This is a genomic window from Candidatus Baltobacteraceae bacterium (assembly GCA_035502855.1).
In the GTDB taxonomy this organism is placed as follows: Bacteria; Vulcanimicrobiota; Vulcanimicrobiia; order Vulcanimicrobiales; family Vulcanimicrobiaceae; genus Aquilonibacter.
Genome location: DATJTX010000024.1, coordinates 159813 through 182985, shown reverse-complemented (window position 1 = coordinate 182985; position 23173 = coordinate 159813). Strand labels below are relative to the sequence as shown.

Here is a 23173-nt window from a genome sequence, read left to right as displayed (position 1 = left end):
AATGCAAACCCGCCAACGACCGATATTCGCCGCCATCGTCATAATTCTTATGGGATTTTCGAACGTAGGTTGTTCGCATCGGCATGATGCTGGCGGGCAAACGGATCGCAGCCGCGGAGCCGAGCTTTTTACGAAAAATTGCCTGCCTTGCCATGGTTCCTCGCCGGAAGGCGCGCGCATCGGGCCCTCACTGGTGAACCAGGGGCGTCGCAGCAGCCTCGCGCAGATCGAGCGGGCGATCGAAGCACCCGACCCGCCGATGCCCAAACTCTATCCGGGTACGCTTACCGAGCAAGACGTCGAAGATATTGCCGCCTACGTTAAGACCCTTTAGGATTTGGAGACGATGGCGGCGCCGTTCATCTTTCGTTTCACCCGCGACTTGCGCATCGACGATCACGCAGGTTTGGCACGGGCCGCCGCACACGGCGACGTAATACCCGTCCTCGTCCTCGACCGCGCGATCGAGGCACGCCTCGCCCGCTCGCCGCGGCGCGCGGCATTTTTTTGTGCCGCGGTGGCGGCGCTCGACACAGCCCTGCGCGAGCGCGGTACACGGCTCTTGGTCCGCCGCGGTGCGGCGGGCGCGGTGCTGAAGAACGTCGCGCGCGCCTGCGGGGCCGCCGGCGTGGCGTGGAGCGCCAGCTACGACGGAAGCGGTGTCGCCGGCGACGCGCGCGTGCAGTCGGAACTCGAAGAGGCCGGGCTGCGTGCGGTGCTGGTTCACGACGCGCCGGCCATTCCTCCGGAGGAGACGGCCGCGGCACGGCCGAGCGGCGGTGACGGATATCGGGCCTTCGCGCCATACTTCGACGTGTGGCGCACGTTACGGCCCGCGTCCTACGACGTGCCGCTGCTCGTCCGCTTCGCACGGTGCGAGCTGCAAAGCGAGCAACTGCCGCTCTCGCACGAGTTCGGGGCCATCGAGCGCGCGATCGAATCCGGGTCCACGCGCGCGCGTGCCGTTCTCGAGCGGTTTCTCACCGGGCCGGCGACCCAATACGCGTTCGCCGTAAACGTGCCCAGTAACGAGGGAACCTCGCACCTGGCTGCCCATCTCTCGTTCGGGACGATTTCCGCGCGCACCGTCGTACGAGCGACGCTCGCGCGCATGGAAGACCCGTTCCTCTTGAGCGAAGAGCGCGTTTCCCTCCGTCTGTTCTCGCGCTCGCTCGCGATGCGCGATTTCTTTCTCCAACTCGGATCGTTCTACGGCCCGATCGACGACGACGCGTTGCAAACAAAGATGCGCGGCTTTCCATTCGCGCGTTCGCATCCCGCGCTCGATCGCTGGCGCGGAGGAAAAACCGGCTATCCGCTGGTCGATGCCGGAGTACGCCAGTTGCACGAGACGGGGTGGATGCATCCGCGCGTCCGTGCGGTTGCGGCGTCGTTTCTTTGCTTCGATCTCGGCGTCGACTGGCGAGTCGGCCGCGACGAGTGGGAGCGCTGGCTCATCGAAGACGATCCCGTACTCTCCAGCGGAAATTGGCAATGGATCGCGGGTGTCGGCGCCGACATGGCACAGTATCCGCGCATCTACAATCCCGAAAAGCAGAGGCGCCGCTACGATCCGAGCGGCGCTTATGTCAAAACGTGGGTTGCGGAGCTCGCACAACTACCGCCGGGTGCCTGGAACGGGCGCTTCGCCGACGACCGGCAATTATCGCTCGAACTGTTCGCGCGCGATAGTTATCCGCGTCCGGTCGTCGATCACGAGCGCGAAGCACGCGCGTTCCTGGAGAGATACAAAGATTATTTAACGAGAAAGCTCTGATTTTGTTCTGACGAAGAGCAGGGCTAAATCAGACTTTCTAGGCGGGCATGCGTTCGTCGAGCCAGTCACTGATCACCGGCACGCGCACGGGTTCGCCGTGCCACGCTTTGATGCCGAAGACGACGCTGGCCAGGATGAAGAGCGGCAGCATCATTACGAGCACGAACGTCGACGACCAACCCAGCACCGGGATCATGCTGGTCAGCTCGAGCAGCGCCCAGAATGCAGCGAATCCGACGTTGAACCCAAGGGCCTGCAGCGCCTGGCGCTTGATGTATTTCGAACGCTTCGAATCGAGGAGAGCGAGCAGAGCCAGCGGCCAGAGTGGGTAGCCGAGCGCAACCAGGGCACGCGACTCGACCGGGTCATCGGAGATCGTCGTGACATGCGCGCGAGGTGCGGCGGCCGGGGGCGCGGGGTTGGGCCGCGGCGGAACCTGGCCCCAAAGTTGCTTGCGCTCGCCGGTGGTCGCGTCGATTTTTTCCGCCAGACGGCAACTCGGACAACCGCCTTGGTCGTCGCGGCACGTCGCGCAAATGGCTTTGCCGCAGTGTACGCACGGCGCAACCGACGGGACGTTCGAGTGAAAATAACAGTCCATGATGCTCGTATCTCGCTCCAATCCTACACTACACTCAACTCTACTGCCGGGTATAGGGGCAGGTTTCACCGGCGGCGCTCCGCAAAGCGCGGGGGCAAGTATGCTGGGTTCTACGATGCCGGGCTCCTCCACGACGCAGGGTTCCACGGTCGCGCGGCTGGCGCGCGAAGGGCGTCCCTATTATCCCCGTTTGCTGCTGGCGATCGGGCTCGGCGCGGTCAACAGCCTACTCGTCCTCGTCGGGCCGTGGGCGCTGGGTGTGATCATCAATCGGGTCGTCGTACCGGCAACCTCGCCGCAGAGCCACGTCAAACCCGATCTCGTTGCGCTCTATCTGGCGCTCGGGGCAACCTACGTCTCACTCGTGCTTTCGAACTTCGCGACGTACGGGACGAACTACATCACCACGTGGTGCGGGCAGCGCTTTCTCGCCACGCTCCGCCGCGAACTCTACGACCGGCTCCTACGCCTGCCGCTCGAGAGCTTCGATCGCTGGCGGCCGGGCGAGCTGCTCGCTCGTTTCAACAGCGACCTGCAGGTGATGAGCGACGCGGTCAGCGTTTCGCTCCCCCAGCTGATCAACGCGCTGCTCACGTTCACGAGTTCGCTGATCGCGATGATCGTGATCGATTGGCTGCTGACCCTGGTGCTGATCGTGGTCGCACCGCTGATGTCGCTCGCCGTCTCGCGCTTCCAAAAACTCATCTCGGCGAGCATGCAGCGCTCCCAGATGCGCATCGCCGATATGTCCTCGACGTTGACCGAAGTGTTGCAGGCCCAGCGAATCGTCAAGGCATTTTCGCGCGAGGACTTCGAATCCAAGCGCTTCCATCATCGCACCGAAGACTACTTCGGCGCATTCATGAAGCTCAATCAGTTCGTGTACATGCAGCCGGTCGTGATCTCTTCGATTCTCTCGTGCGGCGTGATCGCGATCATTTGGCTCTCCGTGCGCGAGGTGCTGGTCGGGCACCTCAACAGCGGCCTGCTCTTCAACTACTGGCTGCTCGTCGTCAACCTCGTCAACCCGATGAATCGGATGGCCGCGTTCGTGGGCGATCTGAGCAAAGCGCTCGTCTCGACCAGCCGCGCGTACGAATTGCTCGACCTGCCGCAGGAAGAGGAAGCCGTTGCCGCGGCCCCGATGCCGCGTGTCGCCGGGCGAATCGAATTCGATCATGTGTGGTTTTGGTACGGGACGGACGAATCGCAGGCGCTCGCCGACGTCACCGCCGCGATCGAAGCCGGCGAGATCGTCGCGGTGGTGGGACCGTCGGGCGCGGGCAAAACGACGCTGATCAACATGATCCCGCGGTTTTACCGCCCGCAGCGGGGCCGCGTGCTGGTCGACGGAGTCGACATCGCGTCGGTTCGTCTGGCCGATCTGCGCTCGCAGATCGCGATCGTGCCGCAGGATCCCCAGCTCTTCCGCGCGTCGATCGCCGACAATATCCGTTACGGCAAGCCCGATGCAAACGACGACGACGTGCGCCGCGCGGCGATCGAGGCCAACGCGGACGAATTCGTGCAAAGCTTGCCGCAGGGCTACGCAACCGAGGTCGGAGAGCGCGGTGTCCGCCTTTCCGGTGGTGAGCGCCAGCGCATCGCCATCGCGCGGGCGATCGTACGCGATCCGCGCATCCTCATCTTGGACGAAGCGACCAGCGCGCTCGACCGCCATTCGGAAGCGCTGATCGAAGCGGCGCTCGATCGGCTCTTGCCCGGACGGACGACCGTGATCATCGCTCATCGTCTCTCGACGATCCGCCGCGCGTCGACGATCCTTTATATCGAAGGCGGACGGGTGCTGGAAGCCGGCTCGCACGACATGCTGATCGCCCGCGGCGGCGCCTACGCACGTCTGCATGCCGCTCAATTCACGGCGTAATTGGGTCGATAGAGTCTAGGATGGCTGATTTCAGCATGCTTCCGCTTGGGGAGGCCACCACGCTGCTCGGCGAGGCGGTCAAGGGCGCGAAGCTCGAGCACGACCAAATCGCGAACAACATCGCCAACGTCAACACGCCGGAATTTCGCAGCTCGTACGTGGATTTTCAGAGCGCGCTCCAAGCCAGCCTCGGAACGCCGCCGGACCCCGACCAGCTGCCGATGGAAACCGATGACTCTCGCCAGTTTGCAATCGGCGACGCGAGCGCGCCGGTTCCGTACGATCCGCAGCCGCAGGTCGATACCACCACGCAAATGCGGGTCGACGGATCGAACGTCGACATCGATCAGCAGATGGCGCAGCTCTCCGAGAACACGAGCTACCAAGAGACGATGTCGCAGCTCTTGCAAGAGCAGTATAAGTTCCTTCGCGAAGCGATCACGGAGCAACCAACGTAGCATGGGTTATTACGACGCAGTCGAGATCAGCGCGTCCGGCCTCTCGGCCGAGCGATTGGCGATGGACGTCATCGCGAACAATATCGCCAACGCCAATACCACGCGCACGCCGCAGGGCGGCGCGTTCAAGCGTCAGCTGGTGATTTTCGCGCAGAAACCGGCCTCGCCGTCGGGCTCGGACCAGGTTGGCGCGTCCGATTCGGACGACTCCGCCGATCCGTTTGCCCCGCCCGATCCCTTCGATCCGAGTTCTTCACAGCCGGCCAGCGTCGAGGGCGTCCAGGTCGTGGGCATCACCACGGATCCGAGCCCGGACCGGCTGGTCTTCGATCCCGGGAATCCCGAAGCCGACGCCCGCGGCTACGTGCACTATCCGAACGTCGAGATCGTCAAAGAGATGGTCGATCTCATGGCGGCTTCACGTGCCTACCAGGCCAACGTGGCGGCGATCACCGCTTCGCAAAACATGGGTGCAGCCGACCTCTCCCTGCTCAAGAGCTAACCGCGCGGGAATAACACGATGATGGATATCAATGGCTACGGCGATGCGATGAGCAAGGTCGTCCCCGGGACGTTCGTTCCGGACATCGCCCCCCAAACGGCGCCACAGTCCGAACCGCTGCCGGACGACGGAAGCATCGCCGGCGCAGGCGGCGTTTCGTTCAAAGACACGCTAGCCGGAATGCTCACCCACGTCAACGATCAGATGCTCACCGCTCAGCAGAAGTCGGAAGACCTCGCGACCGGCAAGAGCAACGATCTCGAGGGGACGGTCAAAGCGGTCGAAGAGGCGGGCCTCTCGATGCAGATGGCCCTCTCCGTCCGCAACAAAATACTCCAAGCGTATACCGAAATCTCTCAGATGCAATTTTAGCGCAGCCTGCCCTTGGGGCGCCTCTTCCCGAAGACGCTCCTCGCGGCACGTCCTGTGCCGCTCCTGCTGCGCGAGTTTTGCGCCACGCCCAAAGGAAGTTCGCATCCTGCGAATGGCGCAAAACTTCGAGCCTTCTGTCAGAGGCACCCCAAGGGCACGCCGCCCTAAAATTCCCTCCTCGTTCAACCGAATACCTGACTGAGTACCGGTGGATAATCCGGGACTTGCGGTCTGGACTACCTCGCACGAAGGGTGGAAGGCCGCCGGCAAATCCGACTGATTGAGGATTTTGCCACAAGCCGGGATTCCGGCAGGCCGTTCGTGCGGAGGTTTTTTCTTTTGGTCCGTGGCCTGTACACGTCTGCGAGCGGCGCGCTCGTAGCGGAGAGCATGGTCGACAACGTGGCGAACAACCTCGCCAACGTGAACACGAGCGGCTTCAAGCAGACGCTGCTCCAAGTTCAGTCCGCGCCGACGCTCGACATCTACCGGATTCAAACCGATCCCGGCAAGACGGCGACCGGAGCGCTCTCGGGCGTGCCGGTCGCGCAAGCGGTTGGCCTGCTCGGAACCGGCTCGCAAGTCTACGACACGCCGACGAGCTTCGAACAAGGGCCGATCCGGCAGACGGGCAATCCGCTCGACCTCGCGATCACCGGAAACGCGAACGCGTTTTTCACCATTCAAACGCCGAACGGCGTGCGTTATACCCGCGACGGCGAGTTCGCCGAAGACGGGCAGGGCATTTTGCGCACCCGCGACGGCAACACCGTGCTGAGTACGCAAGGAACGCAGATCCAGTTACAAAACCAGGGCGCGGTCACGATCGGCAAGGACGGCACCGTCTTTCAGAACGGACAGGTCGTCGCGCAGATCCAGTTGACGCAGTTCAACAGCCTGCTCAACCTGCGCCCTGAAGGGGCGAACAACTACGTGCCCAGCGGCAACGCCGGCCCGTCGCCGACGACCACCGCGAGCGTGCAGCAGGGAGCGCTCGAAGCCAGCAACGCCAACGTGGTGCGCTCGATGGTCGACTTGATCACGGCCGAGCGCTGGTTCGATGCGAACGAAAAATCGATCAAGACCCAAGACGACGCTACCAATACGGCGATCTCGCAAGTCGCCAAGACCAGCTAGGAGCTAGTGAACCGAGATGATGCGATCGCTCTACACTGCAGCCAGCGGCATGATCGCCCAGCAGTACAACATGGACACGATTTCCAACAACCTCTCGAACGTCAACACGACGGGGTTCAAGGGCAATCAGGCGCGGTTTCAGGACCTGGTCTATCAGCAGATCCAGGCGCCCGGAAATCCGATCGGCGCGTCGATCGTTCCGGTCGGTCAGCAGGTTGGTTTGGGCACGCAAGTTTCGGATTCGGAGAAAGTTTTCACCCAAGGGTCGCTGGTGCAGACGAGCAACAACCTCGACGTCGCGATCGAAGGCGACGGTTTCTTTCAGGTGACGATGCCCGACGGGACGACCGCGTATACGCGCGACGGTTCGTTCAAAGAGGACGCCAACGGTTCGATCGTCACCGCCGACGGCTACTTCGTGCAGCCGCAGATCACGATTCCGCAGAACGCGGTCTCGGTCTCGATCGGTTCCGACGGCACGGTCTCGGCGCAGGTGCCCGGCGCGGTGCAGCCGCAGACGCTCGGACAGTTGCAGCTCGCGCGATTCGTCAATAATGCGGGCCTCTCGCCGACGGGCAACAATCTCTACACCGAGACAGCCGCGAGTGGACCGCCGATCGTGACGACTCCGGGCCTCAACGGCGCCGGGACGCTGCAAGACGGCTATCTCGAAAGCTCCAACGTGCAGGTCGTCAACGAGATCGTCAACATGATCGTCGCGCAGCGTGCCTACGAGGCGAACTCGAAAGCGATCGGGGCCGCGGACGACATGCTCTCGACCGCCGTTCAGCTCTCGCCGTTCCAGTAGGATCGATGATGCGATCGTTTGTCGCCGCCGTGCTTCTCGGACTCGCGTGCTTTGCATGCGTGCCGGCGGCACTGCGCGCCCAAACGCTCACGCAAGTCGTGCCGGGGCGGCGTTTCGAAGAACTTGCCGCGCCCGCGATCAAAGCCGTCCATCTGAGCGGCGACGCAAAACTCGTGCAGGCGTATCAGATTCCCGATCAAACGGTCGGGGCCGGCCGCGTGAGGCTGCTCGTCCAGAGCGCGATCGTCACGCCCTCGTACGTGAACGTGCCGATTCAGGTCGATCTCGACGGTAGGTTCCTGCGCCAGATTTTCGTCGGATACAAGGTCGTGCGTTACGTGCAGACCGCCGTAGCGACCCACGATCTGCTGCCCGGAGCGGTGCTTACGGCCTCGGATCTGCGCATGGCGCGCGTCATATACAGCGGGCAGTGGACGAACGGCGCGGTGGTGCTGGTCGGGCGCCGGTTGATCGCCGCAGTGCGTGCAGGCTCGCCGATTACGATCGAAAGCACGACGATCAACCAAATCGTCAAGGCCGGCAACACGGTGACGCTGATCGTAGACGACAACGGCGTGGCGGTCGTGGCCGACGTCGTCGCGCGGAGCAGCGGCGGTCTGGGCGAACACGTCTCGGTCTACAATCCGCAGACGAATACGACGCTGACGGGAACCGTCGTCGGCCCCGATCGCGTCGAACTGAACCTGTCGGGAGAGACACTGTGATGCGCACCACGCTGGCAATCATCGCGCTGCTCGCGCTTGCTCCCGCCGTTGCGGCCGCCGATACTCTCTATCAGGCTGCCCCGCCGGCGGTCGGACCGGGACATCCGCTGCGCCTGATGGCCGACCATCGCGCGGCGCAGATCGGCGATTTGGTCTACGTGCAATTCGACATCGCCAACACCAACTCCGAAGTGAACGATTACTCGAGCAGCAAGGCGGCCTCGATGTCCGGCGGAAACGGAAGCGGCCTCTTCAACCTGCCGCTGGTGCGGTTGAACAACTCGGTCGCGGGGCAATCGACGACCACGACGGCGCAGACCGCGACCGGATCGAACGCCTTTACCGCGACGATGATGGCAACGGTAACCAACGTCTTTCCGAGCGGTGCGTTGCAGATTACCGGTGACCAGTCGATGACCGTCAACGGACAGGCCCAGACGCTGCATATCACCGGAACGATTCGACCCGAGGACATCGACAACACCGACACCGTGCTGGCTTCGCACGTGGCCAACGTCCAGGCGACGTTCAAGGGCAACGATCAGAAGAACAAAGGGCTCCTAGCGAGGATACTGAGTTGGCTCTTCTAGGCCGAACCCTCACCGCGTTCGTGCTCGCGCTGCTCTGCGCGGGCTCATGCGCGTGGGCCGACCCCTTCGGGGAGGCTGTTTTGGTCAAGGACATCGCGCACGTGCAGGGCGTGACCGGCAACCAACTCGTCGGCTACGGCGTCGTTGTCGGTCTGCAGGGGACCGGCGATTCGACCTCGGTCATCTTCACCAGCCAGACGATTCAGAACATCCTGCAATCCTTCGGGCTCACCGTCTCGCAGCAAGAGGTGCGCACGCGCGACGTCGCGGCGGTCATCGTCACCGCGACGCTGCCGCCCTTTGCCCACTCCGGCGATAACGTCGACGTCGACGTTTCCGCGATGGGCGATGCGACCAGCCTTCAGGGCGGGACGCTCGTGCTCACCGAGCTGCGAGCGGCCAACAACCTCGTCTACGCGACGGCGCAAGGACCGGTTTCGGTCGGCGGTTTCGTCGCCGGCTTCGGCGGATCGACCGTCAACAAAAACTACACCGGCGCGGGCCGCATTCCGAACGGTGCGGTGATTGCGCGCGACATGGTCACGCCGATCGAAAACTCTCCCAACGGTTTCAACTACGTGCTGACGACGCCCGACTTCCGGACCGCGGCCAATCTGGCCGCGCTGCTCAACGCGCGGTTCGGTGCGCGCACCGCTCAGGCTCAAGACGCGGAAACCGTGCACGTCAACCTGCCTCCGCAGTACGCCAACAATCCCGTGCAGTTTCTCGCCGACGCCTCGGATTTGAGTTTCGAACAAGACGAATTGGCGAAGGTCGTGATGAACGAGCGTACCGGTACGATCGTCTTCGGCGGCGACATCCGTCTTGCGCCGTGCGCGATCGCCCACGGCGACCTCACGATTACGATTACGACGCAGAACCAGGTGGTACAGCCGAACGCGTTCTCCAACGGCCAAACCGCGGTGCAGCGCAATACGACGGTCGCGGCCTCGGAGAAGGGTCATCAGTTGACGTTCATTGCCGGAGCGGCCACGCTTTCGTCGGTCGTGCGCGCACTCAACGTGCTCGGCGTCTCGCCCCGCGATCTGATCGCCATCGTGCAAGCATTGCGCGCCTCGGGCTCGCTGCAAGCCGATCTGGAGATCCTCTAGTGGCGTCGCCGATCGATCCGACGAGCAGCAATCCCGCGCAGGCGCAGAGCGCGCAGAACCTTACGCCGGTGCAGAAAGCCGCCTTGGCTAAGCTGCACGACGCAGCGACACAATTCGAAGGCGTCTTTCTCGAGATGCTGATGAACGCGATGCAAGACACCGTGCCTCAGCAAACGATCTTCGGCCAGCAGTCAGCGTCGGAGTCGACGTGGCAGAGCATGCTCAACGACGAGCGGGCACAAGCGATCGCGAAAGATGGTTCGTTCGGCCTCGCCCAGCAGCTCGAAAGCCAACTGCGCAATCAGGTTCTGAGCGATGCGAGTCAGGAAGCTGCCGTACAGGTCGATGGGAGGATCGGACCGTGAGCGATTCGTGGGATGCGTTTGCAGCTGCCTTGCGCGAAGAATCGGCGCTGCTCAAGCGGACGCACGAAGCGTCGCTGGCCCTCACCAAGGCGCTGGTGAAGAGCGACGCGCTGGAAATCCTCGAGAGCGAGCACGCGTTGGATTCGGCTCGTCGCGCCTATCATTCGGCCTCCGGAAAACGCCGTGGTATGCAGATTCGCGGATTCGGTTCGCTCACGTTGCGGCAAGTCTGCGGTTACGCGCCGCGGGCCCTCTGGCCCACGCTCAATCAGCGGCTGGTCGAGTTGACCACGACCTCGATCGGGCTGCGCATCACCAACGCCAACAACAAGGCGCTGATTCAGAGCGGTATGCAGCGGCTGGTCAAGATCACCGCGGCACTGCAGCGTGCCGCCAACGATACACCGGGAACCTATAAGCGGCGCGGTTACGTGCCGCCTCCGACCAACAGCGTGCTGGTGAGCAGCAAAGCATGAGCAGTTTCTTCCCGCAAGGTACGTTCTTCGGGCTCGATCTGATGTCGACGTCGCTGCAGTCGTTCTCGGTGGCGGAGAACGTGACGGGCGACAACATCTCCAACGTCGACACGCCCGGTGCAACCACGCAGACGGTGGATCTCACCGAGGCGCCGCCGGTCGTCGGTTCGCCGTTCCCTTCGACCAACGTTCCCGGGACGGTCGGGGACGGCGTTGTCGTCGCTTCGATCCAACGCGCCAACGTGGAATCCTACGACGAACTCTTCCGCGGCGCAAGCTCATCGCAAAACTACTATTCCACCGAGCAACAGATCCTTACCAGCGTGCAGTCGCAACTCGGTGACCCGGACGCCGGAGTGAGCACGGCGTACACGAATTTCCAAACCGCGGTGACGCAACTGGTGAACGCGTCCGCTACCGGCGACCCCGAGTCGGCGGCATCCGGCGTCCTGACCTCGGCCCAAGCGTTGGCGCAAGCGCTCGGCGACTCGTCGGCGGCGATCACGAGCGCCGAGAATCAGACGATCTCGCAGGGTGCAACGATCGTCCAAACGGTCAATGGTTTGCTCGATCAAATCGCGGCGCTCAACGGGCAAATCCGCTCCTCGACGGCCGTGGGCGACGATCCGAACACGTTCGAGGACGAGCGCGACTACGACATCGATCAGCTCTCGCAATACATCTCGACGCAGACTTCCGTACAGGCCGACGGTTCGGTGCTGGTGATGGTGAACGGTCAGGCGTTGGTCAACGACACCGTCGCCTATAATCTGGCCGCTCCGGTCGTTGGAACCGCGTCCAACGGCACGCCGAGCTTCAACGTCTACTTCGCGACCGATCCGCCGCAGTCGTCATCCTCGCCGAGTATTCCGCTGGGCAGTGGACAACTCGCCGCGCTGCAGGATCTCTACAACAACAAGCTCAGCAATTACAACACGCAGCTCAACCAGTTCGCCTCGTCTCTCTCGACCGAAGTCAACCGCATCACCGAGTCGGGCTACGATTCGAACGCGGAGTCGGGCACGGCGCTTTTCCAGCCGATCGATGCGCAACTACCGATTTCGGCCGGTAACATCGAGTGCGGCATCACCGATCCTGACCAGCTTCCCGTCGTGCTCGCGAATACCGAAGCGAATACCAGCACGACCACCGGCATCGTGCCGATGAACTCAGCCAACAATACCGTCGACACGTCCACCGCGCTGATCAACAACGGTGCGCTCGCGAACCCGCCGACCGCGGCGTTTCCGGCGAACCCGGCTTCGCCGGCAGCGCCGGTCAGCTACCTCACGATCACGGTCAACGGGGTTGCGCAGCAGTTCGCTTACACGTCGAGCCCGCCTCCGGCGACCGGCGCCGTTCCGGGCGAGATCTACGCCGACAACGTGCAGGATTTCGTCTCGAGCTTCAACGCACTGCAGTCGGGCGTGACCGCCTCGTACGATTCATCGTCGCAAGAGATCGTCTTCCAGCGTGACCCGACCAACGAAAGCCTCGCGTTGCGCGGGGCGCAGCAGGGGAACGCGCAAACCGCCTCGTTCACGATCAGCGACAGTAACTACGCGGCCGCAACCCCCAACACATCGCTGCTCGGCGTCCTCGGCGCCGGGAACATCAACGGGGTCGAGCAGAACGCGAGCAACGCGTACGGCGAAGACGACAATGGCGTCGCCAACGCGCTGACGGCCATGTTCCAGAGTAACGTCGGCTTCCCCGGACTCGAAATGCTGGGGACCGTCACTGCGAACGCGGGTCAGCCGACGACCGTTGCGCTGCCTTCAGGCGTGAACGATCTTCAGGTCGGGCAGCAGCTCACCCTAAGCGCGGCTACCGGCGGACCGAACTATCCCACGAACGATCAAGAGAACGTCACCATTACCGCGATCAGCGTCGATCCGACCACCGGCGTCGAGTCGGTGACGTTTACGCCGCAATACACTCATACCGGCCCCTACACGATCACGACGGCGCAGACGCAGACGCTGCAGCAGCAGTACGGACAGCTGGTGACGCAGGTCGGGCTGGATACGCAGACCGCGAACACCGGCGTGACGACGCAAACCAACCTGGCCTCGACAATCGACCAGGAGCGCCAGAGCATCGCCGGCATCAACATCGACGACCAAACGCAGGATCTCATCAAGTACCAGACGGCCTATCAGGCGGCCGCAAAGACGATTTCGACGCTCAGCCAATTGCTCGATACGATCGTTACCGGTTTGGGCGTCGGTTCCTAAGGAGAGGCGGGATACCCCATGATGCGCATTTCAACGTCCACGATGTACAACGAGCAGACGCTCGCCATCGACAACCTTGAATCGCAATATCAGCAGGAAGGCGAGGATCTCTCGACCGGGATATCCCTCAACGAGCCCTCGGACGATCCGACGGTGATTGCTCAGGATCTCTCGGTGCGCAGCGATTCAGCCGTTACCACGCAAATCGAACAAAATCTCACCGGCCTGAACAACGTGCTCTCGACGACCGACAGCACGCTCTCGAGCCTGACCTCGATCCTGCAGAATGCGCGCAGCTTGGCGATCGAGGGCGCATCCGACACCCTTACCAGCTCGCAACGCCAAGCCATCGGCGACCAAGTCAACCAGCTCCTCGAGGAGACGATTGGCTTGGCCAACACGCAGTACGACGGCAAGTACATCTTCTCGGGCACGGCGGTGGTGCCCGGGGGCAGCCTCGTCACCGCGGTCGGCGATCCGCCGACGGCGGTCTCAGCGGCGTCGAACTTGGTTCAGGAGAGCGAGCAGCTGCCCAACGGACAGCTCGTTCCGACCAACGTAACCTTGCAGCAAGCCTTCAACCTGGGTGCGTCAAACGGCTCGCCGAGCGTCTTTCAGATGCTCATTACCCTGCGCGACACGTTGGACAATAGTGCGGTCGTGGATGAGAGCAGCACGCAGATCAACCTCGCCAACGAGGCGGTCACGCCGAACACGACGATCGCCCAACTCGAGGCAACGGTCCCTCCGATTTTGCAGGTGCCGCTGCAAGCGGATTCATCGGGAAACGTCGCCTTCTCGATCGCTTCGTCGCTCTCGCCGAACGGCACGTCCTTCATCCTTACGCCGGGCGAGACCGTGCAGCAGGTCGTCGCGGCGATCAACGCGGCGTCGGTCGCGACCGGCGTTTCGGCCGTGTTCAATTACCAGACGCAGCGGCTCTCCCTGACCGATGCGACCGACCAGCCGTTCACGGTCAGCAACATCGTCTCGGGACCGCTGGTGGCCACGCCGGCCAATTTCACCTCAGCCTTCCTCCTGAGCTCGACCGCCAACGTGGTCACCAATCTCTCGACCCAGTTGGGAGACATCGACAACGCCCTTACCGTCGCACTGCAGGCGGCCTCGACGATCGGGGCCACCGTACAGACGGTCTCGGCCCTCAGCTCGACCGAGGCGACGCGGGCAAGCACCGATACGACGGTGCAGTCGAGCCTGGAAGATACCGATATTGCTAAGGTGACGTCCCAGTTCAGCCTGACCCAAACCGCGCTCGAGGCGGCGTACCAGGTGACGAGCCGGCTCGAGCAGACCGACCTCTTCGATTACCTCGATTCGACCAGCTGATCGTGATGGAAACGGGAGCCACGTAATGAAAACCGGAGCCGCTATGGAAGAAGAGAAAATCACCGTCGAACTCGCAAAGTTTGGCGCTTGCACGTATGCCGAGAGCGACGTCATCGAGTTCCCGTGGGGTCTCCCGGGCTTTCCCACGCTTCACCGCTGGTTGCCGTTGACGGTCGAGAGTCACCCGAGCTTCGTCTGGTTCCAGAGCCTCGAGGATCACCAGGTCGCCATCCCCACCGTGGACCCGTGGCTGCTCTTCGAGAACTACGAACCGAAGACGCCGGCCTACGCCTTTACTTCGCTCGAAATCCGTGAAGCCGCCGACTTTGCGACACTGTGTGTCGTGGTGGTGACGCCGAACGCGGAGGAGATGACGATCAACTTGATGGCGCCGATCCTCGTCAACCTGCGCAATCATCGGGCCCGTCAGATCATGCTCGACAATTCGACGTATTCGACACGCGAACCGATTCCGCGTAAGGCCCCCGCGAGCAGTAAGACGGCTTAGCCCTGCCGAAAGTCCCCCTCCAGTCGCCAAGGAGGGCCTTCGCCGATGCTGGTTCTAAGCCGTAAGATCAATCAATCCATTATGATTGGTGACGACGTTCGCATTGTGATCGTTGCCGTCGACCGCGATCAGGTGAAGCTGGGGATCGAAGCTCCGCGCGCCGTGCCGGTCCACCGGTCCGAGGTCTACGAAGAGATCCAGCGGGCCAACCGGGAGGCCCTGGGAGCCGCCCCCGCAGCCAGCGGCAAACCCGAGCGGGCGACCCTGCGCCCTCGAAAGTAAACTTCCGCTAAAGTCCGCTCCGGCCGGGCCGATATTTGACGTAGGGGAGAAAGGACACTCTTCCCCATAGGCTAGCGTATCGGCGCCCGCGAGGCGCCAATCATGGAGGAAACAAATGGCTCAGGGCCTTAGCATTGCCACCAACTTGTTGTCGAATGCCGTTCAACTGAACCTCGACAACAACCAAAACCAGCTCCAAACCGTCGTTACCCAGCTTTCGTCCGGCCTGCGTATCAACAGCGCCGCAGACGATCCGTCTGGCAACGCGATCGCGACCAACCTGACCTCGCAATACGAAGCGTTCAATCAGGCGTCGCAAAACGTGCAGAACGCCAACAATGCGGCGCAAGTCGCCCTCGGCGCTCTGACGCAAGAGACCGACATCCTGCAACGCATTCGTACCCTCTCGGTCGAAGCGGCATCGGACGTCAACAGCAACAGCGACCGCGTGAACCTGCAGGCGGAAGTTTCGCAGCTCCTGCTCGAAGTCAACCGCATCTCGCAGAATACCAACTTTAACGGCCAGTCGCTCCTCAACGGCAGCCATCAAGGCGATCAGGCAGGCGCGGAAGCGTACTACACGATCACCGCGAACGCGGCGCTCGAGGCGGGCGGCTTCTTGGTGAAGAGCATCGTCACTCCGAACGCGTGGGCGACTTCGGCGGCCACCAACGATGCCACGATCGAAGTGCAAGTCGTTGCAAATACCGGCAACCCGACCGCGGGTGCACCGCAACTCGAGATCACGCAGTTCAACAGCCAGGCGCAATCGATCGCGAACACCCAGACGCTTGCGTCGGGCACGTACACGATCACGCTTGCATCCGGCCTCGACGCCGGCGTCACGATCAACTTCGCGGCTCCGACCCTGGGCGATATCGGCCAGACGGCATACGTGAAGTTCTCGCAGTACGTCGCACCGACGAACTACGCGACCGCTCCGGCGTTCAACTTCCAGTCGGGCGCCAACGAAGGCGACGTGATTCAGCTCGGCATCGCCGCGACGAACACGAACACCCTTCGTATCTCGAACATCAACCTCGCTCTGTCGACGGCCCAGAATCCGTCGCTCGGCGCGGAAGATGCGATCGGCCAGCTCGACATCGCGCTGCAGACGCTGACCACTCAGCAAGCGCAGCTCGGTGCCGTCGTCGTCCGCCTCGGCATCGACCAGGAGAACGACGATACCGCAGCCACCAACCTGCAAGCATCCGAATCGGATATCGCCGACCTCAATGTGGGCCAGGCGACCACCGAGTTCACGAAACTGCAGGTCCTGGTGCAAGTCGGCACCTCGGTCCTCGCGCAGTCGAACACCAACGCGCAGAGCGTCCTCACGCTCTTCCGTTAATCGATCCGGCGGGCGACCGCTCGGTCAACATCAGAGGGCCCGCTCCGGCGGGCCCTTTCGTTTTCTTCTAAAGGTCGTTTTCCGCAAGGCCGAAGACATATGCGATGCCCATTCGCGTGCGATCACACCGGTCTCCCGAAGCACCCAAGTCCTCCACGCCAACGGCCGCCAGGCTCTCCGTGCCGGCGCTCCCCGCGCCGCCGCCGGGCTGGCCTCAGAAGCCGCCCGGCGTGAGTCTGTGCATGATCGTCAAAAACGAAGAGCTCTTTCTACCGCAATGTTTGGAGAGCATCAAAGGTTATGTCGACGAGATCATCGTCGCCGATACCGGATCGACCGACCGCACGATCGAGATCGCGAAGTCGTTTGGCGCGACCGTGATCGACCGTCCATGGCGCAACGACTTCGCCTGGGCGCGCAACGAGTCGCTCGCGCTCGCGACCAAACGTTGGATCCTGTTCATGGATGCCGACGAAGAGCTCGTGGCGGAATCGCGCGATGCGCTGATGGCGATCAAGACGCTGCCCGCGCACGAGATGGCGCTATGGGTTCGCATTTACAACCGGACGGACGATTATCTCGGGTCGGGTGACGTCTCGCATGCGCTGATTCGGATCTTCCCGAACGACGAGCGGATCCGCTTTCGCGGGCTGATCCACGAGTATCCGGCACTCGAAGGCACCGAGAACAGCATCGAGGCCGTCTACAGCGACATCTCGATTATCCATCACGGCTACGTCAAGGACGTCGTGGCGATGCGCAACAAAGGCGAACGCAATCTTGCAATCTTGCTCGAAGCGACGGAACAGGAACCCGACAATCCATACCATTGGTACAATCTCGGAACGACGGCATATCTGAGCAAGAACTATGAACTCGCGCGGACTTCGCTCGAGCGGATGCGCGAGCAGGTGGGAGACGGTTCCCGCGCGTTCATGCCCAACGGTCTCGCGCTGCTCGCCGACATCTATTGCGACCGGTTCGGCGATCCCGTTCGCGGCGAGGAGCTTTCGCGTGAATCGCTCAAGCGCAGCCCGCATTACGCCAACGCCCACATGATGCTGGGCAAGACCTACATGGCGCAAAAGCGTTTCGACGAGGCGCGAGAAGCATTTGCCGCCGCAATTGCCGATGCGCCGTATGCCAAGAACCAGTTCATCGTCGACGATCAGGTCTACGTGTGGAAAGCACAGAGCGAGATGGGGTCCTCATACGCGGCCGAGGGTGACGATGCGAGCGCCCTCGCGTGGTACGAGCGCGGATTAGCCAACGCGCCCAGGGTCGAACCGCTCATGATCAACCGTGCCAAGGTGCTCGAGCGACTCGGTCGCTCGGACGAGAGTTACGACGCGTTCCGAAGCGCATATGAAACGCATCAATCGGTCCTGGCGATGGTGCAGTACGTGAACTTCCTCTTGCGCTCGCAGCGCCATGCCGAAGCGCTTGCGCTCGTCGAGGACTGGTATCCGCGCGTGAAGCCGGAGGAAGCGGCGGAAATGCTGGTCGGCGCTGCCGGCGTTTCCGAACGCTGCGGCTTCGGAAAGGAAGAGCAGTACCTCCGCGCTGCAGCGCAACTTGCCCCCGACTCCCCACAAGTCAAGGAGCGATTGGGCCGGATTCTGAGCTCGCGCGCGCGCCGCGCGCTGGACGAGCGCCGTCCGAGCGACGCGCTAAGCGCAACCGACGATGCGCTCGCCCTCGATCCGCGCGATTACGACTTACTGATGTCTCGAGCGGCGGCGCTCGAGCTGCTTGCCTCACCCGCCGGCGTCGAAGCGTCGCTCCTACGCGCCCGCGAGGTCGATCCGGTCAAGGGAGCCGTCGCGCTTTCGATGTTTTATCTGCGCGAACAGCGGTTCGGCGAAGCAGCGGCAATCGCCGACGGCGCGTTGAAGTCCTAGCCTCCTGGTGGATTACTCGATCATCATCCCGGTCTTCAACAAGGCCGAGCTGACAAGGAATTGTTTGACGAAACTGCGGCCCTCGCTCGCCGGATCAGGCGAGGGCGAAGTGATCGTCATCGACAACGCTTCGAGCGATCGCACGCCGGAGATGCTGCGCGAATTTCTCTGGATCCGACACATCCGCAACGAGCAAAATCTCGGCTTCTCCGGCGCGAACAACCAGGGCGCTCGCGAGGCTCGGGGGCGTTTTCTGGTTCTTTTGAACAACGACACTGAGCCGATCACGCAATGGCTGGCTCCGATGCTGCGCCGCGCTAGCGAACCGGGCGTGGGCATCGTCGGCGCGCGCCTGCTCTTTCCCGATCGTACGATCCAACACGCCGGCGTCATCGTACGGTCGGCGATCTACGGCGCTTCCGGATTCGTGCCGTATCATTACCTCTTCAAAAATCCGGCGAGCGATGCCAACGCTGACCGCTCGCGCGACTTTCAGGCCGTTACCGGTGCGTGCCTGGTTACGCCGCGCGAGCTGTATCTCGAGCTCGGCGGCCTTGACGAAGGGTACTGGAACGGCTACGAAGACGTCGATTACTGCTTCAAGGTGCGCGAGCGTGGACTGCGAGTCGTCTATGAACCCGAGGCGACCCTCTTCCACTTCGAATCGCAATCCGGGTCGCAGCGCTTCCGCCGCACCCAGTCCAACGTGCAGCGCTTGACCGAGCGCTGGCGCGATCTCGTCGAATACGACGCTCCGCGAACGTATCTCGAGGCGGGCAACGTCCTCGCAATGACGCGCGCACCGAACGGGGGACTCGGAACCTACACGCGTCGAGCGACTCCGACCGACGTCGTCGTGCACGGTCCTCTTCTACCCGATGATCGAGCCGCGTTCGCGGAGATGCTCGCGCGAAACACTTCGCCCATCGGCGAAATCGCCTGGACCGATGGGCCGGAGGCGATCGATCGCATCAACGCGATGATGACGATCCGTGGCGAGCGCTACTTGGGAATCGTGCGCGGCGACACGACGCTCTCGCCGGGTTGGCTGGATGAGTTGCTGGCGAACGTCGCCGGGCAGACGGGAGCGGCTGCCGCCACCTTTTCGGCGGAGAGGGTCCCGAACGCGAACCATGTGCCGCTTCTCTGCAGCGATGCGCGCTGCGTGCTGCTGCGTTTGCGAGAACTCCCGGCTCACCTGCGGCTCGAATCATTCGACACGGTCGACGGAGCGGTTGCCGATCTTCTCTTACGCGCATTGGAGATGAAGCGAAGCACCGTCGCGGCCCGCTCGTTCGGAGAACTGGGGCCGCCGGCGCAGGACGCGTCTTTTGAACGCGCCCACGGTATCGCGCTGCGCGACGCCCCGAGCCGCGAACGGGCCGCGATCGAGCGCGTGCTGCGCGCTGCACCGCGGCGCGAGCGTGGTCTGGTCTCGATCGTGACGCTGAGTTGGAATGCGCACGAATTCACGATCAAAGCGTTGCAGTCGATCCGCGCCAACACGAGCGAACCGTACGAGGTGATCGTGGTCGACAATGGCTCGGGACCGGAAACGCTGCGCGCGCTGGCCGCGATCGACGATCCCCACGTGCGCGTCGTCTACAACCAGACCAATCGCGGTTTCGCCGGCGGAAACAACGACGGCATCGCGAACGCGCGCGGCGATTTCGTCATCGTGCTCAACAACGACGTCATTGTTTCGCCCGGATGGGCCGACGGTCTGCTCGATGCGTTTCGCCGCATTCCGGGCCTGGGGATCTCCGCGCCGCGAAGCAATTTTGTCGCCGGCGATCAAAAGCTCGCGGACGCGCAGTACAAGACCGAGGAGGACATGCTTGCGTTTGTCGCGGAGCGGCGGAAGGCGTTCGCGGAGAAGGGGTATTTGACCGATCGGGCCATCGGGTTCTGTTGGTGTATCGATCGCACGGTGATCGACCAAGTCGGTGGTCTCGACGAGCGCTACGGGGCGGGCAATTTCGAAGACGACGATTATTGCATGCGCGTGCGCGCTGCGGGCTACCTGATCTACGTCTGTGACGACGTGTTCATTCACCATTTCGGAAGTCGAACGTTTGCCGCCAACAAGATCGACTACGGCGCGTCGCTCAACGAGAATTGGCGCAAGTTTGCGGAGAAATGGGGGTTCTCCGGGCCGCTCCCCAGCACGGGATACAACAGCGCCGAGGCCCGCGCGAAAGGTTTCGATCCGGCGCGCCACTACGTGCCGCTTCCGGCTCCGCGCCCCGAATTGGCGGATCGGAACAGCGCGGGCTCGCGGGCTCTCTCGCGCAAGGTCTTCGGCGCCACCGTCCGCAGCGAGGCCGATTGGACGGTCGTAGCCCAATTCGTCAAACGCTTCGGGCGTGCGTTCGCCGTCGAAGATCCGGTGCAATTGGTGATCGGTGCGTTCGGCGAGCCGGGAGCTCACGCCATTGCGGCGCGCGTCGAACGCGTACTTCGCAAGGCGGGCGTCAGTCCGGATCGATGCGCGGATATCGAAGTCGTCGACTACAAGAGCGAAGCGGACTGGGCGGCGGAGAAGAACGCAGCCGGCTGGACCGAGATCAATGCGATCGAAGACCGCAGTCCAAGCGCGCTGCGTCGCATCTTGGAGCGAGCCGCGCAATGAGGCGCCATCAACGTTTCGCGCGCCTTGCGCCTTCGGTGTCCCGCGAGCGCATCGACGCCTGCGTGCGGGCCGAGTCGCTGGTCGCGGCGCGCCTGGAACCCGCCTACGGCGCCCGTTTCGAGGCTTGGCTCGAGCTCCTCTTTGTTCGCGACGGACGGATAGCGCTCGCTCCGTTTATCCAGATCGAGGCGCCGATGCTGCTCGTGCGCGAATCGAGCCCGTTTCTTTGGCCGGCGTGGCTGCCGGTGGACGAACGAGCCGCGCGTGAGATCGAAGCGTTGGTCGAACCCTGGCTCGCGTCGGAGGGACTCGTCGGATCGCTCGATCGCGAAGTCATTCGCATGTTTTCCGACGAGCGGGAAATGAACGAGCTGTTCGATTCGGCCCGTACCGCGCGCTTTCTCGGAGCGGCACCATTGGAGAGCGTTTTGGTCGACGCCGCCCCGTACGTCTACGCGCTGCGCTTCGCCGCCGGAGCGCGCGTCGGAATCCGTGCTTCCGAAGCGGCGTTTGGTTCCGCCATTCTCGCGTCGTCGGCGCGCAGCGTGACGAGCGACCTCGGTTCGCCCGAACGCAATGCGCTCGCGGCGCGCTGGTTCGGATTGGAGTGCTACGGCGAGCTCGGGACGGCGCCGTTCGACGTGCGGATCGAGCCTGACCCCTCCGTCGCGGACACGGCCGCGATTTCGCTGGCCGCCGATGCGGGTCTGCGAACCGTCGTGGCGCGCCCGGCGTTTCCGTCAACCGTGGTCTCGTTCGATCCGGACGATTCGACGCCGGTTCGCGCGTTTTGCGTCCGCGCGAAGGAGCCGCGCTTGCGTCCGTTCCGCCCCACCCCCATGCCCGTGATCGGGGGATCGTCAGGACGGATCGGCATCGTTGTGCGCGACGACGGATTGCGTGTTCCCGGGGCCGACGTCGACGATGCGCGTGCCTTGACCGACGCGCTGCGGAGCCAAGGATTCGACGCAACGGTCGTAACCGCCGCGCAAGCGCGCGCCGAGCAATTCGATCTGCTCCATCTTTTCGGACACCGTCACGTCGGTCAGTTCGGCCCGATCCTCGAGGATGCAACCTCGCGCGGGATTCCGATCGTGCTCACGCCGCACCTCGACGATTTCGAGCACGAGGCTGCTTGGGGATCGTCGACGTTCTTGATGCTGGTGCAATCCGTATTCGATGATGCGACGCGGGTTTCGATCGAGCGTTCCTTGGTCGAACGGCGGATCCAACTCGCCGGGGGCGCGGTGCGCGGTACGGCCGAGTTCGACGAACCGCGCGTGCACGCGATGATCGATCGCGCGCGCGCGGTCATCGTCAGCGGTGAAGAGGAAGAGCGGCACGTGCGCGCCCGGTACGGGTACAAGGGGCCGGTGCGCAGTGCCCCCGCCATCCTGCAGCCGCCGGCGCCGCTCGAGGCGATCGGAGCGCGCTGCGGCGCGAATGAGTACGTTCTGGTCCACGCAGCGGTCGAGCCCCGAGCCAATCAATGGATGGCCGTCCGGGCCGCGGCCTCCGAACGCCTGCCCATCGTCGTGCTGGGAACTGCCGAGAACGGCGATTACTACCAGAATCTGCTGAACTTCGCCGGCCCGGGGATGATCTGGCTGCCGCAGGGCGAGCTGGGTCCGGGCACGCTCGACGCGCTTTACGCGGGCGCGAGAGTCTATGCCGACCTCTCATGGTCCGGTCGCGGCGCCGCACGGATCGTCCGGGCTGCGGCCTTCGGGTGCGGGCTGGTCCTTTCGCGCGCCCTTCCCTTCGCGGACCTGTGGCCGGGCTTATGCACCAGCGCCGATCCGGCCTCGGTCGAGAGCGTCGCGTCCGCTCTGCGAACTGCTTGGGATCGCGCCCCGGCGATCGGCGTACAGATCGCCGCCCTGACCGCGGAGCACAACGACCCGCTCCGTTCGCTCCAGGCGATTTTAGGCGCCTACGCGGAGGCGGCAACCGTTCGGGCGGGGTAGACGGACCTCCAGCCGCCTCGTGCGGCTGACGGTCCTCCCGGCCCCAAGGGGCCGGGCGCACATCGTGTGCTTCGGACCTCCAGCCGCCTCGTGCGGCTAAACTTCGGCGGCCCGCGCGACGACAATGAAAGAAGCGG

At 63.4% G+C, this 23173-nt stretch carries 22 protein-coding genes; 21 read left to right on the top strand and 1 reads right to left on the bottom strand.

Translation table 11 applies throughout. The features are described from left to right. Nucleotide 1: 1 nt before the first annotated feature. Both VMF11_09875 and VMF11_09870 read left to right on the top strand, forming a co-directional pair. Nucleotides 2-334 (top strand): cytochrome c, encoded by a 333-nt coding sequence (locus VMF11_09875; protein ID HTU70615.1) that lies wholly within the window; start codon nucleotides 2-4, stop codon nucleotides 332-334. A gap of 12 nt (nucleotides 335-346) precedes the next feature. Then, a complete protein-coding gene (locus VMF11_09870) occupies nucleotides 347-1777 on the top strand; it encodes a deoxyribodipyrimidine photo-lyase (protein ID HTU70614.1) in 1431 nt (476 codons plus the stop codon). 37 nt (nucleotides 1778-1814) lie between these two features. On the opposite strand, the gene VMF11_09865 is transcribed toward VMF11_09870, so the two are convergent. Continuing rightward, nucleotides 1815-2378 carry a DUF4870 domain-containing protein gene (locus VMF11_09865; GenBank protein ID HTU70613.1) on the bottom strand — a complete coding sequence of 188 codons (564 nt, stop codon included), beginning with the start codon at nucleotides 2376-2378 and terminating at the stop codon, nucleotides 1815-1817. Between the two features lie 100 nt (nucleotides 2379-2478). Here VMF11_09865 and VMF11_09860 point away from each other — a divergent pair, with 100 nt between their 5' ends. The 19 genes from VMF11_09860 (at nucleotide 2479) to VMF11_09770 (ending at nucleotide 23036) form a co-directional block, all read left to right on the top strand. Beyond that, entirely contained in the window at nucleotides 2479-4266 is a 1788-nt protein-coding gene (locus VMF11_09860) for an ABC transporter ATP-binding protein (GenBank protein HTU70612.1), read from the top strand. Between the two features lie 20 nt (nucleotides 4267-4286). Continuing rightward, nucleotides 4287-4724 carry a flagellar basal body rod protein FlgB gene (flgB, locus tag VMF11_09855; protein HTU70611.1) on the top strand — a complete coding sequence of 146 codons (438 nt, stop codon included), beginning with the start codon at nucleotides 4287-4289 and terminating at the stop codon, nucleotides 4722-4724. A gap of 1 nt (nucleotide 4725) precedes the next feature. Continuing rightward, nucleotides 4726-5226: a flagellar basal body rod protein FlgC gene (gene flgC, locus VMF11_09850; protein HTU70610.1), complete on the top strand. Its 501-nt coding sequence runs from the start codon at nucleotides 4726-4728 to the stop codon at nucleotides 5224-5226. A gap of 18 nt (nucleotides 5227-5244) precedes the next feature. Further along, nucleotides 5245-5598 carry a flagellar hook-basal body complex protein FliE gene (gene fliE / locus VMF11_09845; GenBank protein ID HTU70609.1) on the top strand — a complete coding sequence of 118 codons (354 nt, stop codon included), beginning with the start codon at nucleotides 5245-5247 and terminating at the stop codon, nucleotides 5596-5598. 252 nt (nucleotides 5599-5850) lie between these two features. Further along, nucleotides 5851-6735, top strand: coding sequence for a flagellar hook-basal body protein (locus VMF11_09840; GenBank protein ID HTU70608.1), 885 nt, complete (start codon nucleotides 5851-5853; stop codon nucleotides 6733-6735). A gap of 16 nt (nucleotides 6736-6751) precedes the next feature. After that, on the top strand, nucleotides 6752-7543 hold the full coding sequence (gene flgG / locus VMF11_09835) for a flagellar basal-body rod protein FlgG (protein ID HTU70607.1): 792 nt from the start codon (nucleotides 6752-6754) through the stop codon (nucleotides 7541-7543). Nucleotides 7544-7548: 5 nt separating this feature from the next. After that, a complete protein-coding gene (gene flgA / locus VMF11_09830) occupies nucleotides 7549-8268 on the top strand; it encodes a flagellar basal body P-ring formation chaperone FlgA (protein HTU70606.1) in 720 nt (239 codons plus the stop codon). After that, nucleotides 8268-8858 carry a flagellar basal body L-ring protein FlgH gene (locus tag VMF11_09825; protein HTU70605.1) on the top strand — a complete coding sequence of 197 codons (591 nt, stop codon included), beginning with the start codon at nucleotides 8268-8270 and terminating at the stop codon, nucleotides 8856-8858. Before flgA ends, VMF11_09825 begins: the two co-directional genes overlap by 1 nt. Next, nucleotides 8846-9970 (top strand): flagellar basal body P-ring protein FlgI, encoded by a 1125-nt coding sequence (locus VMF11_09820; protein HTU70604.1) that lies wholly within the window; start codon nucleotides 8846-8848, stop codon nucleotides 9968-9970. The genes VMF11_09825 and VMF11_09820 overlap by 13 nt, the downstream gene beginning before the upstream one ends. After that, on the top strand, nucleotides 9970-10335 hold the full coding sequence (locus VMF11_09815) for a rod-binding protein (GenBank protein HTU70603.1): 366 nt from the start codon (nucleotides 9970-9972) through the stop codon (nucleotides 10333-10335). Before VMF11_09820 ends, VMF11_09815 begins: the two co-directional genes overlap by 1 nt. Beyond that, the gene (locus VMF11_09810) at nucleotides 10332-10811 is read left to right on the top strand and encodes a hypothetical protein (GenBank protein ID HTU70602.1); all 480 of its coding nucleotides are present in this window, start codon (nucleotides 10332-10334) and stop codon (nucleotides 10809-10811) included. The genes VMF11_09815 and VMF11_09810 overlap by 4 nt, the downstream gene beginning before the upstream one ends. Further along, nucleotides 10808-13048, top strand: a complete 2241-nt coding sequence (locus VMF11_09805; GenBank protein ID HTU70601.1) for a flagellar basal body rod C-terminal domain-containing protein — start codon at nucleotides 10808-10810, stop codon at nucleotides 13046-13048. The genes VMF11_09810 and VMF11_09805 overlap by 4 nt, the downstream gene beginning before the upstream one ends. 18 nt (nucleotides 13049-13066) lie before the next feature. After that, the gene (locus VMF11_09800) at nucleotides 13067-14395 is read left to right on the top strand and encodes a flagellin hook IN motif-containing protein (protein HTU70600.1); all 1329 of its coding nucleotides are present in this window, start codon (nucleotides 13067-13069) and stop codon (nucleotides 14393-14395) included. Between the two features lie 43 nt (nucleotides 14396-14438). Further along, on the top strand, nucleotides 14439-14903 hold the full coding sequence (locus VMF11_09795; protein ID HTU70599.1) for a flagellar assembly protein FliW: 465 nt from the start codon (nucleotides 14439-14441) through the stop codon (nucleotides 14901-14903). Nucleotides 14904-14948: 45 nt separating this feature from the next. Continuing rightward, nucleotides 14949-15185 (top strand): carbon storage regulator CsrA, encoded by a 237-nt coding sequence (csrA, locus tag VMF11_09790; GenBank protein ID HTU70598.1) that lies wholly within the window; start codon nucleotides 14949-14951, stop codon nucleotides 15183-15185. A 115-nt stretch (nucleotides 15186-15300) separates the two neighbouring features. Then, the gene (locus tag VMF11_09785; protein HTU70597.1) at nucleotides 15301-16536 is read left to right on the top strand and encodes a flagellin; all 1236 of its coding nucleotides are present in this window, start codon (nucleotides 15301-15303) and stop codon (nucleotides 16534-16536) included. 230 nt (nucleotides 16537-16766) lie between these two features. Further along, nucleotides 16767-18437 (top strand): glycosyltransferase, encoded by a 1671-nt coding sequence (locus VMF11_09780; protein ID HTU70596.1) that lies wholly within the window; start codon nucleotides 16767-16769, stop codon nucleotides 18435-18437. 7 nt (nucleotides 18438-18444) lie between these two features. Beyond that, nucleotides 18445-21069: a glycosyltransferase family 2 protein gene (locus tag VMF11_09775; protein ID HTU70595.1), complete on the top strand. Its 2625-nt coding sequence runs from the start codon at nucleotides 18445-18447 to the stop codon at nucleotides 21067-21069. Beyond that, nucleotides 21066-23036, top strand: coding sequence for a hypothetical protein (locus tag VMF11_09770; GenBank protein ID HTU70594.1), 1971 nt, complete (start codon nucleotides 21066-21068; stop codon nucleotides 23034-23036). Before VMF11_09775 ends, VMF11_09770 begins: the two co-directional genes overlap by 4 nt. Nucleotides 23037-23173: the final 137 nt, after the last annotated feature.